This window comes from Geomonas sp., from assembly GCF_056994735.1.
In genome coordinates this window covers 1-16,527 of sequence record NZ_JBXKJL010000507.1, presented here as the reverse complement: position 1 = coordinate 16,527, position 16,527 = coordinate 1, and the positions used below count along the sequence as shown (strand labels likewise).

Here is a 16,527-nt window from a genome sequence, read left to right as displayed (position 1 = left end):
GGGTCATGGTTTACAGCCGGTACACCCGCCGGGAGGAGGAATCGATCCGGCGGGCACTGGCCATTTTGAGGGTCCGCGAACCGGAGCAGGTACTGAGGATGGTCCGCCGCAGCAAGCCAGGTTCCCGTCTGCGGCGCTTTTTCGAAACCTCCGACGAAATCACCTTCCGTTCCGGGTTGGCCGACGCCCTGCTCCACCCCTGCGTCCATACCTTCCGGATAGATCCGTTGATGGAAATGGTGGCCGCCAGCGGACTCCAGCCGCTGCTCTTCGCACACGCGGAGGCTCTCCCGGTTGTCGCGGAGGAGGTGGAGCGGATCCGAAGCATGGAGAAGAACCGCAAGTCCCCTGGCAACTTCGTCCTTTACCTGGGCCGCAAGGTGAAGGGGCCCTGCCGCGACAGCACTGCCCTTTTCACTATCAATCCCTGCCTGCTGAAGGCCGTGTCGCCGATCCGGCTGCGCCCCGTCATGATCCCCGGGCGGCTGGGGCACCGCAACGCCCCGCTGGACTCCGACGCGCGCCGCTTTCTGCGCCGCTTCAGGAGCCCCGTCCCCGGCTCCGATCTCTCCAAAGACGACCTCGCCAAAGCTGACCGGTACAGCGATCAGCTTTTCCTCATGCGTTACTGCGACAGGAAAGGCGGTTAGCGCGGGATTGACTTCGGATAAAATCGGATCTAAATCTGATCAGAATCAACAAGAACGGGTACTTGAAATCCGATTTGAATCCGAATTTATCCGATTTTATCCGCGTGAAACGTTTTGCTTCCGGCCCAGCCCGGCCAGCAGAAAAAACAAGGGGCCCGATTGAGTAAGGCCCCGTCGCTGTTAAGATAAGTGAGTGACAACCAAGAAGGTCACCCCCAGAATTAAAGGAGGGAAAGATGGCTCTTTCAGAAAGGATAGAGACTCCGAAGACGGATGAGAAGATCGAACGGCTCGACGATCGCCCCCTTAACCTCTATGCGGACCAGGTCCCTGATATGAGGCCGCAGATTCGGAAGCTCGATCTCGAATGGCTTGTGGAAACGGCGGCGGACAACGTGAACCTCATCTCCTCGGCGGTACTGGTCGGCAGCGCCGTGGGATTGATCATGAAACGCAAGCCGGTCTGGGCTTCCTGTTTCGCACTCGGATTCATCCTCCAGCAGACCCTTCTCAGGCGGCATCCGGAGCGTTTCCGCCGTCCCGGGCTCCGCCAACGCGACAAGACGGAGATCCAGATGGAGCGCTATGCGATGAAGGCGCAACTCGGGGATTACGGGAAGCTGGAAGTGATTCCTTTCAAATAGAACTCCGGCCGCTACACCTTCTCAACGGCTGGCATCTCCCCTCCGACTCCATCCGGCCCACAGGGCGGGGACGGCCAAGCGCCGCCCCGCTCCCCTCGTCTCTCACCCGCCCCTGTCTCTCTTTGTCCGTTCCCGGCGCAAGATCCGAAGCGCGGCAACCTGCACAATCCTTAGGCACGGTGCACACTATTTATGCATAAAATGCGTATCGTTGCCTAATTTATTTGCATTGAGCAGCGATTTGGGTTAGAGATGGTAAACATTTAATCTCATAAGGAGGGGCACCACATGGCACCAATGGAGGCGAAAATAGAGGGCATCTACCAGGAAGTCGTCAAGCGCAACCCGGGCGAGACCGAGTTCCATCAGGCAGTTTTCGAAGTACTGGACTGCCTGGGACCGGTGCTGGTGAAGCATCCGGAATTTGCCGACCGCAAGATCATCCAGCGCATCTGCGAACCCGAGCGGCAGGTCATCTTCCGGGTGCCGTGGCAGGATGACAAGGGAGAGGTGCAGATCAATCGCGGCTTCAGGGTGGAGTTCAACAGCTCTCTCGGTCCCTACAAGGGGGGGCTGAGGTTTCACCCTACCGTCTACCTGGGCATCATCAAGTTCCTCGGGTTCGAGCAGATTTTCAAGAACTCCCTGACCGGCATGCCGATTGGCGGCGGCAAGGGTGGATCCGACTTCGACCCCAAAGGGAAGTCGGACGACGAGGTGATGAGGTTCTGCCAGAGCTTCATGACCGAACTCTACCGCCATCTCGGCGAACACACCGACGTACCGGCCGGCGACATCGGAGTGGGCGGCCGCGAGATCGGTTACATGTTCGGCCAGTACAAAAGGATCACCAACCGCTACGAGCCCGGCGTCCTTACAGGCAAGGGCCTTACCTGGGGCGGCTCACTGGTCCGCACCGAGGCGACCGGCTACGGCGCCACCTACTTCGTCAACGAGATGCTGAAGGCCCGGAAAGAAGGGTTCGAGGGAAGGACCTGCACGGTCTCCGGCGCCGGCAACGTCGCCATCTACACGATCGAAAAGATTCACCAACTCGGCGGAAAGTGCGTGGCCTGCTCCGATTCGAACGGCGTCATCTACGATGAGAGAGGCCTCAACCTCGAGCTGATCAAGGACCTCAAGGAGGTGCAGCGTCGCCGGATCAAGGAGTACACGCTGCATGAAAAGCACGCGAAGTACGTGGAGAAGGGGAACATCTGGGATATCCCCTGCCACGTCGCGATGCCTTCTGCAACGCAGAACGAGGTCAACGGCAAGGACGCCAAGAAGCTGGTGGAGAGTGGCTGCTTTGCGGTCGGCGAAGGAGCCAACATGCCGACGACTCCGGAGGGAATCAAGATCTTCCAGGACGCCAGGATCTCCTACGGACCCGGCAAGGCCGCGAATGCGGGGGGTGTCGCAACATCGGCGCTCGAGATGCAGCAAAATGCCGGCCGCGACTCCTGGACCTTCGATTACACGGAGAAGAAGCTGGAGGAGATCATGATCAACATCCACAACAACTGCTATGAGACGGCGGAGGAATATGGTGATCCCGGGAACTACGTCCTGGGAGCCAACATCTGCGGCTTCATCAAGGTGGCCAACGCCATGGTCGCCCACGGCCTCGTCTAAATAAAGCGGGGACGTTGCCGCCTGCGATCCATCGTCGCTCGACAACGTCCCCGAGTCTTCCTGTCGCTTCAGACCTCAGTACCCGGTATTGAGGCTCAGGACCTTGTTGAGCCGGCCATGACGGTCAAAGCAGATAGCCTGCATGAACTCGTTGGGGCCGAAATTGTAGACCCACATTTCATTACAGTCGCGGTCTTGAGGGTAATCGACATAGGCCGGCTGCCCGCACTTCTGCAGCACCTCCGGCTTCAGGTCACCCTTGCCGGCAATCCCTTGGCTGCACCGGCAGGACTCGAACTCTTCAGCGCTGGCGGCATGATCAACCAAAGTCACAGCGAGGAGCGAGACGACCAGAAAGATCCTCAACATGCGGCCCCCTTCAGCACCGGCAAGGTTAAAAAAAGCGCCCGTGGCTTCATCCGATTCTACCTCGTTTGGGTAGATGGACAAACCACGGGCGCCTCTTTGCGCCTTATTTCCTTATTTGCATGCCCGGGTTATTCAGGCCAGGGCAGTGAGCTGTGCCTGCGTCTCCTGTGTCAGGTGATCCCAGAGCCCGAGCCGCTGCAGGGACTCGATCTTCGGTATCCCCCCCTCGCTCCAGCCGCGCTCCTCGTAGTAGACCTGGATCAGCTTGCGAAGCTCCTTCTTGCGCTGCTCCATGAGCAGGGTCCGCTTTTCCGAGGTCGGCATCGCGGCGACCTTTTGCGGATCCAGCCCGAGGAGCCTCCCCAGCTCGGAATCGTTGAACTCCTGCTCGGTTTCGTACAGCGCATCCTCGGTCGGTCCGATGGCCCGATCCGGAATCCAGTCCTGCTCGATGGTCTTCGCGCCGTAGCGCATGACGTTCATGACTCGCTGCAGGTTGATGTCACGGTCGGTCTGCTCGAAGATCTCTTCCCACCCGAGATCGGTGCCGAGGACGCCGTTGTAGAAGTCGGCGTAGATCTCCTGGGAAGCGGGATTGATGTGAACGTCTCCCGTCACCCTGGTTGCCGATTCGGGGTTGAAGACGTCGACCCACGGGAGCTTGCAGACGCCGAGGTTGTCGTTGCCCAGCCGCACCCGGGGGTAGGTCATCAGCGCCCGGGCCTTGTCCTCGAAGCTCGGGAAGGCCCCGAGAAGATCGGCCTTGATCAGCCAGGCCGCCGCATGATGGGCGCCGATGTCGCTGGCGGCGGCGTAGGAGCCCTGCATCGAGAGGGAGCGGTGGGTGCGGTAGAAGGAAAAGGGAAGCCCCTTGGTCTGCATGGCGAAGACCTTCAGCTCGCCCCGGGGATCGATGCCGGTCCGCTGCTGGTAGCGCTGCGCCACCCATTCCTGCAGTTCGATCATTCCCTTCCCCGCCATCCGGGCCACCTCGGACTCGCCGCGGGCCAGGCGGTGCATGAAGGCAAGCGCCCCCTGCTCATTCCCCCAGGTCATCTCCAGCCCGTCGGTTTCGGCGGCGGTCAGGTACCCGCGCTGGAAGCACTCCATGATGAAGGCCATGATGGTGGCGGTGGAGATGGTGTCGATGCCGTAGTTGTCACAGTGCCAGTTGGCCTCCATGATGAACTCGGCGCTCCAGATCCCCAGGTTGGAGCCGAAGCCGGCGGCGGTTTCGTACTCCGGCCCGTCCACCCAGACCTTCTGGCCGGCGTGGCTGCCGGAGACCAGGGTCACCCACCCCCCCTTGTTGCACTGCAGGTTGCAGCCGGGGAAGCAGCCATCCATGCCGCGATGCTCGAAGAGGTGCTCGGCGTAGTGCTTGCCGCAGATCTGGTGGGCACGAGGGTCGGAGCCCCCCTGGAAGTTCCTGACCGGCAGCGACTGGTATTCATCCTTGCTCATGAAGGTGATGAGCCCGACGCTCCCCTTCCGGTGCATCTTCAGCTGCTGGGGATCTACCTCCTTCACGATCTTGTGCAGCCTCGTCCCTGCCTTGGCGACCTTATCCCAGTCCGCCGCCCCGTACGGGTTCTCACCGTGCGGGTAGTCGGCCAGCACCACGATGGCCAGCACGTTCTTGTCCCGCATCACCGAGCCGATGCCGGTCCGCCCCGCCTGCTTTGAGCGCCAGACCCCTTTGCCGCCGTCCTTGGCCGGCTTGGTCACGTCGAAGTAGTGGCTGTTGATGCAGCCGTAGCTGGTATTGGCGGCGCCGATACCGGTGGACATGAAGGCGATATTCCGCTTCAGATACCCGGCGGCGCTGTATTGAGCCGCGATGTCAGTCTGAAGATCGAAGGCTTCGTCGTCAGCCGGGGCAGCCTCTATCGTTATCTCGTTAGTGAAGCCGTTGATGACGATAACAACCGGTTGCTCAGCCTTGCCGGTGAGCTGGAGGGCATCGAAACCGGCATATTTGAGGAAGGCGCCGAAATAGCCGCCGAAGTTGGAGACGCCGGGGACGCCGGTAATCGGGGAAAGGGAAATGGCCATGGCCTTGGCGGTTCCAGGGAACTGGGGGATGCCACCCAGCGGTCCGTTGGCGAGGATCAGCGGGTTTTCCGGGTCCTGGGCCTTGGTCTTCGGAGTGGTAGCGCGATGAAGGAGATAGAGGCCGAGACTGCGGCCGCCTATGAAGTAGTCGCGGATTTTGGGGTCGAGTTGCGGAGTGGCGATGGCGCCGTTCCCAAGGTCAATGGTGAGAATCCTGTTGGCATAGCCACGGCTTAAACTTGTCGCATGGTATTGCATTGGACATTCCCTTCCTTCTCTTGCAGTCTCGGTCAATCCCGGAGATGTATCAGCTGTTGTTGAATGACTCAGTTGCGCCGGACTGACGGTGTCACATCCACGAGCCGCCAGGACACTATCGGGCGCAAAAACAATAGCAAAACAAGTTTTGTATACGTTATGACGACGCCGAGTGTCAAATATATTGTGGAGGATGTCATTACTGTGCTCCCGACTACTTCCCCACGTCATTACCGCGGGTGTAAGTGGGAATCCAGCTTCGGCGGCCATCGGCAATCATTACATTACAGAGCCCACTTCTACAGAGCCCACTTCAACATTACTTGCGGGGCATACTCGTCTACACCCTTGATGCCGTACTTGTTGTGCCAGTACATGAACTCGGTTCCGCCATAGATCTTCCCTGGGGCTCCCCAGAAGTTACCGAGATCAACCAGCAGACGCGGCTGGCAGTCGATGTTGAAGGCGGAGTTGCCTTCGGCGCCGGCGATATCTGCGAAACCCTCGAACAGGAGGCTCGCTTTTCCGACGCTGAAGGGAAGCTGCCAGTCGGGGGTAAGCTGGTAGGTAACGCCTTGCTGGTTGGTGTCATTGCGCACGTAAATGTTGAGGTCGGCGAAATTGAATTTCGGGATGTTGAGGCTGGTGCCCACCCCGTAAAGGTAGTTGTGGAAGCCGGCACCGAGTTCCAGCGTCCCCGCCACGAGGACATCCTTCACGAAGAGGAAGGACAGATCCTTTCCGGTGATCTTGCCGAGGCTCAGCCGCGGCGAAATCTCTCCATAGATGGAGGTCTTGGCGCCGTTGCGGTTGATCTCCGGATTGGTGATGTCGAAGAAGAAGAAATTATCGCCGTACTTCCAGGCATCGGCATGCTCCACCGTGATCGTCGAGCGGCTGTTGTCCGAGGAGGTCCTGGTCTTCAGCGATTTGAAGTTCGTCCCCCACAGGTATTCGAGGTCGGTTTCCTGCCAGACGGCACTCCCCGCGCGCGCCTCGGTTGCCGCGGCAAGCGGCGCCAGCAGCAAGGCTGCAAGGACCAGTGCGTTAATGGTTCTGGACAGGGTGCTGCGGATGGATCTCTTCATCAGTAAATCTCCTTTGATTCAATGCTGACTACCTGTTCGTTATCGGGCTCGGGCCAGAGCTTACTAACTGTCGCAGTCATGCCGGGCCACCGGCCCTTCGTGTGAAAGAGGGGCAGAGGGCACGGCCGCACGTGTTGACGGGGCCGCAATCCAGGCGAAATGACGCACCGATGACGCGGGGTAAGCTGACGCGATTATTTGCTGCTGAGTGGGAGAAGTCGTACGCGGCTTGCGGGAGGCGATGAAGGATGCTGCGTTAGCGGCGGACCGGCGGGGCCTGGTCCTGATCGACCACTTCACAATAGGCGGGGGAAGGTACCACGATTTTTGGCGGGAATCATCACTTTTGTTGTTAAAAGTTCTTAGAAAGCCCCATCTAAGGTGCCGGAAAATAAGGAATTAGCCGGCAAGGAAAGCCTGGAGCAAGCCGGTTAGGGGGCCTCGCTTCCGAACCAGCCCTTCTGGCGCTCTTCCTCGAGCCGGACCCGGATATAATCCCAAAGCGCGGGGCAGCCCGCCTTGATGGGGGGACCGATACGGTCCACGACGCGTTGGTAGCTGATGCCGTTTTCCCGCCAGCTTTGTCCGTTATTGGAGAGATTGAGCAGAGCCGGCATGGCTCGATCCGCGGCATGGGCAAGGCGGGCTTCAGGGGTTTCACCCTCTTCGAATTCCAGCCAGAGGTCCAGGAACTGTGAGCACAGCGGTTCCGGCAAGATCCCGAAGATCCTCCTCACCGCCGCCAGCTCGGCCTCCTTCCGCTCTTCCCATCCTTCGGTGGCATAGACGATGGTGTCACCGGTGTCGATCTCGCCGATATCATGGACGAGCAGCATGCCCACCACGCGGTTGATGTCGATCGCAGAATCGGCGTACTGCACAAGGGACATGGCCAGGAGCGCGATCTGCCAGCTGTGCTCCGCTGAGTTTTCGAAACGGTCCAGCCCGAGGGGCCGGTTCTTTCTGGTAACCCCCTTGAGCTTGTCGAGTTCGAGTATGAAACCGGCTATCCGCTGCATATGCTTCTTCCACCTTCAAAGCTTCGATTTAATGGTGCCTGCCGAAGTGCCGGGGCTCGTTCTCTCCTTGGCCTCGGCAGGGACACGGTCAGGATTTATGCCCCTACGGGCGGCGGTTGTCAATATCTATCAGGCGCTCTCTGCTGCGGATCATGCCAAGGGGACCCGTCTTTAGGAAGACGCGCCCCCCGAGACCATCCCCTGGCGGACCTCCGCCCCTCCAGTTTCGGAGCTACCAGCGATCATGATAGTACCCATGGTGGTGCCCGCCACCATGCCTGCCACCATAACCGTACCCGTCATCCCACCACGGCGGAACGATACATCCCGACAGCAGGGTCGTTACCATCACGATTAAAGCTATGTATTCGACTCTTTTCTTCATCTTGATTCTCCTTTGTCCCGAACCACTTGCCTTTTCCTCCCACCGTTAAAGCAGAAAAAGGCGCCGTGACACGAGGAGGTGGCTGTCACGGCGCAAAGACCTATTTTTTGCCCATCCTATTGACGGCAAAACTCAGGCAGGAGGCTCATATGCCTCCTTAAGCAGTTAATTCACCATAGCTGAGGAATGAGGAAGAAATGTGGAGGGAAAGTGGAAGTAGGATGAAGCTTAAGAGGAGGCCGATGACACCGTCGGCGAAGGAGGTTCGAGCAGGAGGAGCTTGATTTCTAAGGGAGGGCATCGGGGATACCGAAGGTTTACGTGCCTCCGGCATCCCCTTTATTCCTGATCAGGGCTTTGCGGCGGCATCCTTTGCAACCACAGTCCCATCGGCAGGTTTGGCGTTCGCTTCAGGTTTCGCGCCTGCAGCGGGTTCAGCGGCAGCTTTGGCGTCAGCCTCCGCCTTCAGCTTGGCAGCGATGTCAGCGGCAGCTTTTTCAGCAGCAGCTTTTTCCGCTGCGGCCTTCTCGGCGGCAGCCTTCGCCTCGGCCTCGGCTTTCAATTTCGCTGCTTTTTCAGCAGCCACCCTCTCTGCCTCGGCTCTTTCGGCAGCCGCTTTCGCCTCAGCCTCGGCTTTGGCCTTAGCTGCTTTTTCCGCGGCAATTCTTTCAGCTTCCGCTTTCTCTGCCGCGGCCTTCTTGACAGCGAAGTCGTATTTGGCGACAGACACTTTCAGCGAGTTGAAGCAGTCGGTATAGAACCCGGGGTCGGTGACATTGCCTTCCGCGATCACCAGCGTCTGATATTCGGTCCCGGTCGGGATTATGGGCAGAATCCAGAGAAGGTGCCACCACGTGGTAGTCGAGCGGTGGAGGATGGTTTGCTGGCTGGCAGCCAGCGAAACGTTGGTCTCAACCCCTGGCACCTCGGAAACATCCGCTGACACCTGGATGTTGTAGGAGATCTCGGAGTCGTTCTTGTCAGCCATGTTGCGTACGGCCTTGATTATGCCCGACTTCATGTCAGCCGTTTCAATGGTGAAACCTTGCTGGGTGAAGGTCTGCTTCACCAGTTTGAAAACCGCCTCGGATGAATGAGGGAAGGAAGCCTGGTTGTGGGTAAGGGAGTACTTGCCATCGAATGCCTTCTGATACCCCTGCTGGTTACCTGCACAGCCGGCAAGAGCCATCACTGCCACAATCAATAAAGTGGCCATTGTCCTGATAATAGTCTTTGTCATACCCGCTCCTGTACATTGCATTTCATTATTGGGAAAAAAGCACACTCTGTTTTACCGTGACTATGCAGTAATTGTCAATCTCAGGATAAGATTCCGGCAACTAAAGAACCTTCCCACAATTCGCCCAACGAGTGACGCTCCCTCACCCACGTTGCTGTCGAGGTGCGGGTAGAGCTTTCATGAACTATTTTCTATGCAGGCTGCGCCCTGCCTACATCAAGCAGATCTCCTGTGTCAACACGGAAGTATCTGCGGGGCCGCACCAGAAGCTCATCTCACCCGCGGCGCCGGCGCACCCTGTGCTCCCGGCGCCGGTCATAAACAGTGGGAAGATTAAATTTCTTGCATGGATCAGTCTGACGTCATATAATCCCGCTCCCATTGCATTATTAACATGCAGCAATGAATTATTTCTATTGGAGGTTGTCATGAATCAAAGGATGCGGGTTTTATTAGTCTCAGCAGCTGTTTTGACGTCTTTTGCCGCGCCAGTTCTGGCGGAAAGTACGACATGTACGGTGACTGCACCGGAGATTCGCCTCCGCAAAAGCCCGAGCAAGAAGTCCAAGGTCGTCACCAACCTGAAAAAGGACACCCGCGTGACCGCCGAAAAGTGTGGCGGTGGCTGGGTAAAGATCCTCTCCCAGGATGGACGGGTCAAAGGATATGTGGGCGGGTGGGCTCTGAGCGAAACCAATGACAAGGTCGCCGCCCCGGCCGTGACTCCCGACAAACCGGAAGTCGCAAAAACCGAACCGGTTCCGGCAGTAAAAGAGATCCCTACCAACGAGCAGCTCGCCGTACAGATAACGAACCTCAGACTGAACGTCCTCTCCCTCAACAGGGATGTTGAGAACGTCCAGAAGGAGATCAAGAAGATCAAGGTCACCCTGGCCCATAACGGCCGAGGAAAGAACCTCGCCGCCACCTCCGGGAAAGGGCACAAGCAAAAGACGAAGAAAGGGTAGAACCTGCCCCATTTCCATCCCCTCCCTTCGGGGAGGGGACGCTTCATCTGGCGAAGACGTCGTCTTCGTCCGCCGGTGCAGGCTCACCTGCCGCGGCTCCAATCCCCGTAGCATAACGCTCTCCCGCTTTCTGCCCAGAATCATTTCCACATCCGTTAGCACCTGCCGATCACCTTCAGTCCCCTCGCCGCCACCCTGCCCCTCACCCCGAGTTGGGCCTTCTATGATACACTTTGGGATAGCGGCACCCCCATGAATGGTGCTCAACCAACCGAAGTTGTTACGATTTAAAGGGCGCTGGCCTCAACGCAAAAGGAGGTCGCCATGGCAAGGATCATCTCGATTGAAGAAAGGCGCTTGTTAAGAGCGATGCAAAACCAACTGAGGTTTTCAGCCGACCATATTTCTGATGTAGCGAGAACCCTTTCACGAGACAGCAACGTTCTCCCCTATTCCAGCTTGCATGACTGGCTTAGGGAAAACATTTCCGGGGAGATACTGCGAAGAAGGCAGGTCTCCGAAGAGATCTTTCTTTGCGGACTCTACATTGCCGAGATGCTGGCCAACGTAGGTTGTGATTTGAAGAAGTATGCTGTGGACTTTCTGGAGAAGTGGTCGGCGTCTTCCGATCCCGAATTTCTGAAGATGGGCGGTGATTTCTGCTTCGTCCTTTGTGGCGGATTCGGTGCGAGGTGTGACAGACGGATGATGACGCTCAAGGACTACCAGGACATGGGTGCGAGCTTTTATGACTGGTTCTATTCATCGACCGGCAAAGTCATCGGACACTACATGAGCCTGAACTTTCAGCTGATGCAAGAGATAGCCAACTCCATTTTTATGCCTAACATCAGGAGGGTCTGCTAGAGAGAAGCAACTTGGATAACGCCACACTAGCCAACCAGCAGCAACGCCGTGCAGCTGCAAACTCGCCTAGTGCGTCTGGTACAAGAAATTCAATAAGGCCGGTGTTGTTGCCTTATGGCACCACGAGGTCCAATATGCCTCTAGGAAGGGATCCATTTGCCCCACCAACACTCACACCTGGGCCATTAGGGCACAATGACTCAGCTTCTCCGTCCTCGCGATATACTGTCCGTGGCATTACCCCTGGGCCTCTTGGCGTAAATGATTATGCTGAGCCTGCAATTAGCAGCAAACGTGTTATTGACGGGCCAAGGACTATCACTGGAGATGTGGTTCGAGAAGTGGTACCAGGTTTGGGTGATCGAGCAACTTCCATAGCGCGTGACCTAAACAAGGCAGTCATGGATGCGGGTATTACCACTCTTATTGGGCAGGCTATGTTTATAGCGCAAGTTGCACATGAAAGTGATGGTTTCTCTAAAATGAAGGAGGTCGGAGGTACAACAGTATTTAACAGTAGAACCCTCCAGAAAAAAAGCTACAGCAGGTGGAAAAATGAGAGGACTCATGATCCAGACGAAAAAACTATCGATTATTTCTTCTTCATGTACGACAAAGACAGTCCTTCTCCTCAACGGCAAAGAGTAGCACGACTTTTAGGGAATACGGAACCCGGGGATGGAGCAAGATACTGTGGGCGAGGTTATATCCAACTTACTGGGCGAGAAGGATACAGGAAAGCTGGCCATGCCTTAGGACTGGATTTGGAAAATAACCCTGAATTGGCAATGGAACCAACAAATGCAGCACGGATAGCAGGATGGTTTTGGAAAATGAAGGGCCTGAATCGGTTCACCAAATCTGATTCAGTTGAAAATTTTCGAACCATTACCCTCAGGATCAACGGTGGGTATAATGGCCTAGAAGACAGAACTGCCAGATATAAAAGAGCTAAGAAGGCACTAGATATAGATGGACGCGATCCACGATAGCTCGATTATAAGAAGGGTAAACATGCCAACCCCTTTTACGATACGATCCCTTGTGTTCATTGGTGTGGCCGCGACGCGAACCACAGTTTTGGGTGGCGAATGTGACAATACAGGAGTCGCCACAACATCAAGACCACCAAGTCTTGTCGCCGCGAGCGTTACCGTTCCCCAAAAGAGTCCGTCTCCTACCGGTTTCGCTCCTCCAGGGTGGAAGCTGATTGTAACGGCGGAGGGAGACCTGAACCATGACGGCCGTCCCGACGCTGCAATGGTTTTTGCCAAAGATGAAGCGAAGGACGAGGATAATGATACTCCGAGACTTTTGGTTATTGCGCTTCGTGATGCGAATAAACAGCTCAACCGGTCAGCATGTAGCCTCCAGAGCATCATGCCATTACACCGAGGTGGCGTAATGGGAGATCCGTTCGCCTCACTCTCTATAACTGATGGAACAGTTGTCATTTCGCACTCAGGTGGTTCCCGGGAGTTGTGGGACTATGCTCACACGTTCGGCTACACCAATGGAGAATGGCCGCTCATTCGCAGGATCAATGCCGTCAATGACCGTCTCACCGGTGCCTCCAAGACACGGGACCAAAACCTCGTCTCCGGGATGGTCGAAGAGACTATTGAGAAAGGGCAAGGGAAGCCGTCGGCCCGGCGGGCGTACTATGAGGTGCAGGCTGGAATGGTCGATCGCCCCCCCCTAATTGATGGCAGGATATCGCCGGGTGAGTGGCCTGGTTTGACGGTTGTCGTATCAGACAAAGGGTTCCAAACCGACTCGACGAGACGCCAGTCGACATCGGCGGAACCGGCTAAGCTTGCAGCTACGATCGGGGCAGTAACAACCACAAACAATCTCTACCTCAGTGTTGAGGTCACTGGACCATATTCTGGGAAGGAGACAAAAGTAAACTTAGTTCGGAAGCCACGTGTTGTGATTCCACCGGTTGAATTCAGAACCAGTACGGATGCAGGAAAGAAATTCACCTTTGAAGCCCGTTACCCTCTCAGCGCCCTCGGTACTGATGATGTCAGATCTTGCTATAGAAGATTGGGGCTAGATAATGACCTCAGTATTTCACCTGATCGAATGCTACCTTTAACTGTCGAAGTTAAAAGCGGTAAAGATAGTGTTGTGTTGTCCACTAGTTGTGGTCTGTATCCAGCTGTTGTCCGGCTGACCCCGACTCCTGGGCCTATTTTTTTGAGGAACTTCGACATTAATAAAGTTGAGGTCCCTGACTGTAGCGGGTTATAGCGCTTTTCCCTGCGGAGGGAGGCGGTAGGGTCAGGACTGGAAGACTGGAGGCGGGGTGTCCGGTAGGCTGTGGCAGGCCAAGAAAACCTCGTCTTAATGCTCCAGGTGCAGTGTAGCACGTGATCCTGCGCGGCGGCACTCGGCAGGATATCTTTGCTGACGATAAGGATCGCCGTCGCTTCTAGTCCATTCTTAGCACCCGAGGTACATCTCTGAAACTCAAGCTATTTACCGTGGCGCCATCTCGCTCCCAACTTCCACAGAATTCAGGACATCGAGGTGGATGATCCCTTGGCTTGAGGCCCAACTAGAGATAACCTTCCACGCACCTGTTATTGCCTCAATGTCAGCATCAGAAAAACCTACGGTGTCATGCTCCCCAGTGTTCCTATATTCTCTGATTGCACACATCAACTCCGCAACGTTTCTTGGCAGCATCCCATTCCTTTTAAGGCGAACAATGCGGGCTACTACACCCTCGCCATCTAATCTTCCTTCGGGATCAACAGCGTTGATGATTTGATTTAGCTGCCGCGCCATCTCGGCTACGTGGTTAGCCGTTACCGTTTCGGCATTTGGGAGAGTAGACGGATCCAGTGAGGCTGTGATGTATGCCTCATCTATGGCACGTTCCACTTCTGGATAGATCAGCTTAGCTAGCTCGTTCATATTTCCCCAAGTTAGTCCCCTCTGGCTCCAACCTGTGACTTCAAAATCGCGCGCTGTTTTTCTAATCCAAACCCGGTGGTTCATGTCAACACCGAGAATTTTACCTGCTATGTGTAGGGCCACTGCTTTGCAGCTATGTAGTTGTTCCCCAGCGGAATTCGTTTCGCTACCACATGCTGGACATTTCATGTTGATCCCCTATCTACATGGTTTGGCAGAATTCGCTCCCGTTCAATATTAACTTCGGGGCACCCCTCGCGGGCACCCCTCGCGGGACGTTCTTGATATTTTGACATTTGATTGGCTGCTAGGGGAACCCCAGCCGGGTGTAGTTAAGAATTTAAGTTCTAATATGGCAACAAAAGGTGCGACCTCAAACGGTCTCCCCTTCAGCCACAGAATCTGTGGGTAATATTAGGCACCCCGAGGAGGCCTCCCCTCGACTTTCTGCAATGTCCCCTACCATTAGCACCCCTACTCTTCCAGATATGCGCCCGTCAAGAGCCAATGGCCTTTGCTCCTTTCGAATTCTAGTTGCTGGACTCGAATGAAGCTGGATGTCAGGTAATCTCTTCGGGTGAGGTGGGTTTTCTCTTCAATAACCTGAAGCATGCTCTTTGAAACAGACTTCCCTTCCGAAGGGAGAAGCACAGGTTGCACGAGCACCCGCTTAAAGATCCGATGGAAAGTCTTGCGGTCATAGCGTTTAACAGGATCGCTATCATCAACACCGCGTACTTCAAACGGAAATCTTGTCATTGAAGACAGTTGAGCATTATTCTTTGTGAGAACTGCCTGCCTAAATTCATGCCAAAACTGGTTAGCATCTGAAATTCCTTCAGCAGCAGAGGCAATCCCCATCAGCATAAGCAGTAGGGATATTCCTGTCAGAAACCTCGTGAGGGTACTCATAGCACATCCTTTCAGTGTTACTTCGTTGGCCAACGATATGCCACAACACGCCACGACGATTTTGGGTATAGAGATTCTTTTACTTGATTACTCTGATTGCCTCCTAGCAAGCGATAGCGGGAGCCGCAGTCTTCCTTAAAGAAGGCAACATGATACCCTGAGGTTGAAGCGGCATGGTTAGTATGGACAACTGTTATCGCGCCTGTTTTAGCGTTAGATGGTCTTCCCCAATTAAGCCAGCTTGCAGCAGCTGCTGAATTTGTTCCGGTGATACCGACCTCTCGAAGGCACCAGTTAACGAAGGAAGAGCACCAAGGAGTTTCATCTGTAGACGCTGCAACTTGTGTAGTTGCGTGATACTCTAGAATCCGATGATTGTGACACGGTCCGCGGATTTGCGACTGTCCTATTTCCTGCACCGCGATTGCCATCCACCGTGCCTCCAGAACTTTGGCAGGTAGATAATTAGTAACAATGTGATGGCCAGATGTGCCCCCCTTGAGGGCTTCCCAAGTAATTGGGCCAGCGACTCCGTCGATGCCAATTCCTATTGTTGCCTGATAGCGGCGGACGGCAGCTTCTGTTAAGGGGCCAAACCAGCCATCGGGGACAAGTTTCGGGCAAAGTAGAAGAGTGCTGTTCAACAGTTCTTGCAAATGCTGCACCTCAGGTCCTTGGCTACCGTAGCGTAAAGTAGATCCCATAGGCACCTCCGTACTTGGGCTCATTGCTCTACAAATCTGTTGGCTCTGCAGAGTGGACGGTAGTTGGCTTTTTGGTCCAACATTGGGTGGGATTATAACAGGGTCTCTTCTTTTCTCCACCCAGGCACCCGGTTGTTCGGCCCCCTTTGCCATGTCGCTGAACAGATCGACAAACATGTCTTCTCCCAAAAGGGGCGGGAGGGGGAACGGGACAGTGCTATACGGCCTAACGCTGATAGCCCCTCTGTTCAATCGTAACGGTTGGGTGTGGGGTGCGGCATTTCGTAAAGAGGATGGAATGCATTTCGAGGTCAGCGAAAAGAAGCTTCTACGATGGGAAGAAGAAGGCAGGGTCAACAGTCGGCGTAAGTGCAAATAGTACTGCAGGCAATATCTATAGCCGCCACCTTCTTTTTCAAGGAGAGTGAAACATGCATAAAGCGCGATTTGTTATCTTGAGTCTATGCAGTACATTGATTACCTATTTTGCAGCTTCAGCAAGTGCAGAGCCGGTGTACACCTCTATTAAAGAAAGGGATTGCCACCTTCCGTCCGTGTCGATTACTGCCGCCTATGATGCTGAGGGAGTCACGGTTCAAGAGTGCGGTGCGCCAGAAGGGTGGAGGCTATTTATAGTGTCTTCAGACGAAAGATCTTGGGTGGACATTAGTCGTGGTTCTTCGGGCCTGTAAATAGTTTTGTGTAAAGTCAGGGGGTGGCGTTTAGTGGTTCGGCACCCGTCCTTCAAAAAGGATGGAGAAACGGTTCATGGCTGCCTTCCAGTTCATGATCGGCCTGGTCCACTTCT

At 55.6% G+C, this 16,527-nt stretch carries 16 protein-coding genes and 1 pseudogene; 8 read left to right on the top strand and 9 right to left on the bottom strand.

The window, feature by feature from the left end; all coding sequences use genetic code 11:
* The 3 genes and pseudogenes from AC11W3_RS21265 to gdhA all read left to right on the top strand — a co-directional run.
* Positions 1-650 (top strand): annotated as a pseudogene (locus tag AC11W3_RS21265) (SAM-dependent methyltransferase); the annotation flags it as partial.
* Between the two features lie 236 nt (positions 651-886).
* A complete protein-coding gene (locus tag AC11W3_RS21260; RefSeq protein ID WP_484089211.1) occupies positions 887-1,294 on the top strand; it encodes a hypothetical protein in 408 nt (135 codons plus the stop codon).
* Positions 1,295-1,582: 288 nt separating this feature from the next.
* On the top strand, positions 1,583-2,929 hold the full coding sequence (gdhA, locus tag AC11W3_RS21255; protein WP_484093733.1) for an NADP-specific glutamate dehydrogenase: 1,347 nt from the start codon (positions 1,583-1,585) through the stop codon (positions 2,927-2,929).
* 75 nt (positions 2,930-3,004) lie between these two features.
* Here the strand turns inward: gdhA and AC11W3_RS21250 are convergent, their stop codons facing one another.
* From AC11W3_RS21250 to AC11W3_RS21225, 6 genes are all read right to left on the bottom strand, one after another.
* The gene (locus tag AC11W3_RS21250; protein ID WP_484089213.1) at positions 3,005-3,298 is read right to left on the bottom strand and encodes a DUF2845 domain-containing protein; all 294 of its coding nucleotides are present in this window, start codon (positions 3,296-3,298) and stop codon (positions 3,005-3,007) included.
* Positions 3,299-3,430: 132 nt separating this feature from the next.
* Complete coding sequence (locus AC11W3_RS21245; protein WP_484089214.1) at positions 3,431-5,611, bottom strand: aldehyde ferredoxin oxidoreductase C-terminal domain-containing protein; 2,181 nt, start codon at positions 5,609-5,611, stop codon at positions 3,431-3,433.
* A 299-nt stretch (positions 5,612-5,910) separates the two neighbouring features.
* A complete protein-coding gene (locus AC11W3_RS21240; protein ID WP_484089215.1) occupies positions 5,911-6,699 on the bottom strand; it encodes a DUF5020 family protein in 789 nt (262 codons plus the stop codon).
* 431 nt (positions 6,700-7,130) lie between these two features.
* The gene (locus AC11W3_RS21235) at positions 7,131-7,718 is read right to left on the bottom strand and encodes an HD domain-containing protein (protein ID WP_484089216.1); all 588 of its coding nucleotides are present in this window, start codon (positions 7,716-7,718) and stop codon (positions 7,131-7,133) included.
* 171 nt (positions 7,719-7,889) lie between these two features.
* On the bottom strand, positions 7,890-8,021 hold the full coding sequence (locus AC11W3_RS21230) for a hypothetical protein (RefSeq protein WP_484089217.1): 132 nt from the start codon (positions 8,019-8,021) through the stop codon (positions 7,890-7,892).
* Between the two features lie 431 nt (positions 8,022-8,452).
* Positions 8,453-9,343 (bottom strand): hypothetical protein, encoded by an 891-nt coding sequence (locus AC11W3_RS21225; RefSeq protein WP_484089218.1) that lies wholly within the window; start codon positions 9,341-9,343, stop codon positions 8,453-8,455.
* A 428-nt stretch (positions 9,344-9,771) separates the two neighbouring features.
* Between AC11W3_RS21225 and AC11W3_RS21220 the strand changes: the two genes are divergently transcribed.
* From AC11W3_RS21220 to AC11W3_RS21205, 4 genes are all read left to right on the top strand, one after another.
* Positions 9,772-10,311, top strand: coding sequence for an SH3 domain-containing protein (locus AC11W3_RS21220; RefSeq protein ID WP_484093732.1), 540 nt, complete (start codon positions 9,772-9,774; stop codon positions 10,309-10,311).
* Positions 10,312-10,635: 324 nt separating this feature from the next.
* The gene (locus tag AC11W3_RS21215; RefSeq protein WP_484089220.1) at positions 10,636-11,178 is read left to right on the top strand and encodes a hypothetical protein; all 543 of its coding nucleotides are present in this window, start codon (positions 10,636-10,638) and stop codon (positions 11,176-11,178) included.
* A gap of 401 nt (positions 11,179-11,579) precedes the next feature.
* Positions 11,580-12,170 carry a glycoside hydrolase family 19 protein gene (locus tag AC11W3_RS21210; RefSeq protein ID WP_484089221.1) on the top strand — a complete coding sequence of 197 codons (591 nt, stop codon included), beginning with the start codon at positions 11,580-11,582 and terminating at the stop codon, positions 12,168-12,170.
* Positions 12,151-13,434 (top strand): hypothetical protein, encoded by a 1,284-nt coding sequence (locus tag AC11W3_RS21205; RefSeq protein ID WP_484093731.1) that lies wholly within the window; start codon positions 12,151-12,153, stop codon positions 13,432-13,434. The genes AC11W3_RS21210 and AC11W3_RS21205 overlap by 20 nt, the downstream gene beginning before the upstream one ends.
* A gap of 228 nt (positions 13,435-13,662) precedes the next feature.
* On the opposite strand, the gene AC11W3_RS21200 is transcribed toward AC11W3_RS21205, so the two are convergent.
* The 3 genes from AC11W3_RS21200 to AC11W3_RS21190 form a co-directional block, all read right to left on the bottom strand.
* Positions 13,663-14,292, bottom strand: coding sequence for a hypothetical protein (locus tag AC11W3_RS21200; RefSeq protein WP_484089223.1), 630 nt, complete (start codon positions 14,290-14,292; stop codon positions 13,663-13,665).
* A gap of 285 nt (positions 14,293-14,577) precedes the next feature.
* Positions 14,578-15,015: a hypothetical protein gene (locus tag AC11W3_RS21195; RefSeq protein ID WP_484089224.1), complete on the bottom strand. Its 438-nt coding sequence runs from the start codon at positions 15,013-15,015 to the stop codon at positions 14,578-14,580.
* Positions 15,016-15,032: 17 nt separating this feature from the next.
* On the bottom strand, positions 15,033-15,719 hold the full coding sequence (locus tag AC11W3_RS21190; protein WP_484093730.1) for an NlpC/P60 family protein: 687 nt from the start codon (positions 15,717-15,719) through the stop codon (positions 15,033-15,035).
* Between the two features lie 151 nt (positions 15,720-15,870).
* On the opposite strand from AC11W3_RS21190, the gene AC11W3_RS21185 reads away from it, so the two are divergent.
* Positions 15,871-16,098, top strand: coding sequence for a M15 family metallopeptidase (locus AC11W3_RS21185; protein WP_484093729.1), 228 nt, complete (start codon positions 15,871-15,873; stop codon positions 16,096-16,098).
* Positions 16,099-16,527: the final 429 nt, after the last annotated feature.

What these genes read in the sequence shown, in the direction of transcription:
- AC11W3_RS21240 (WP_484089215.1), bottom strand. Translation starts at nt 6,699, where the DNA reads ATGAAGAGATCCATCCGCAGCACCCTGTCCAGAACCATTAACGCACTG.
- AC11W3_RS21250 (WP_484089213.1), bottom strand. Translation starts at nt 3,298, where the DNA reads ATGTTGAGGATCTTTCTGGTCGTCTCGCTCCTCGCTGTGACTTTGGTT.
- AC11W3_RS21220 (WP_484093732.1), top strand. Translation starts at nt 9,772, where the DNA reads ATGAATCAAAGGATGCGGGTTTTATTAGTCTCAGCAGCTGTTTTGACG.
- AC11W3_RS21200 (WP_484089223.1), bottom strand. Translation starts at nt 14,292, where the DNA reads ATGAAATGTCCAGCATGTGGTAGCGAAACGAATTCCGCTGGGGAACAA.
- AC11W3_RS21190 (WP_484093730.1), bottom strand. Translation starts at nt 15,719, where the DNA reads ATGGGATCTACTTTACGCTACGGTAGCCAAGGACCTGAGGTGCAGCAT.
- AC11W3_RS21205 (WP_484093731.1), top strand. Translation starts at nt 12,151, where the DNA reads ATGGACGCGATCCACGATAGCTCGATTATAAGAAGGGTAAACATGCCA.
- AC11W3_RS21245 (WP_484089214.1), bottom strand. Translation starts at nt 5,611, where the DNA reads ATGCAATACCATGCGACAAGTTTAAGCCGTGGCTATGCCAACAGGATT.
- AC11W3_RS21235 (WP_484089216.1), bottom strand. Translation starts at nt 7,718, where the DNA reads ATGCAGCGGATAGCCGGTTTCATACTCGAACTCGACAAGCTCAAGGGG.
- AC11W3_RS21215 (WP_484089220.1), top strand. Translation starts at nt 10,636, where the DNA reads ATGGCAAGGATCATCTCGATTGAAGAAAGGCGCTTGTTAAGAGCGATG.
- AC11W3_RS21225 (WP_484089218.1), bottom strand. Translation starts at nt 9,343, where the DNA reads ATGACAAAGACTATTATCAGGACAATGGCCACTTTATTGATTGTGGCA.
- AC11W3_RS21185 (WP_484093729.1), top strand. Translation starts at nt 15,871, where the DNA reads ATGTCGCTGAACAGATCGACAAACATGTCTTCTCCCAAAAGGGGCGGG.
- AC11W3_RS21195 (WP_484089224.1), bottom strand. Translation starts at nt 15,015, where the DNA reads ATGAGTACCCTCACGAGGTTTCTGACAGGAATATCCCTACTGCTTATG.
- AC11W3_RS21210 (WP_484089221.1), top strand. Translation starts at nt 11,580, where the DNA reads ATGGATGCGGGTATTACCACTCTTATTGGGCAGGCTATGTTTATAGCG.
- AC11W3_RS21230 (WP_484089217.1), bottom strand. Translation starts at nt 8,021, where the DNA reads ATGACGGGTACGGTTATGGTGGCAGGCATGGTGGCGGGCACCACCATG.
- AC11W3_RS21260 (WP_484089211.1), top strand. Translation starts at nt 887, where the DNA reads ATGGCTCTTTCAGAAAGGATAGAGACTCCGAAGACGGATGAGAAGATC.
- gdhA (WP_484093733.1), top strand. Translation starts at nt 1,583, where the DNA reads ATGGCACCAATGGAGGCGAAAATAGAGGGCATCTACCAGGAAGTCGTC.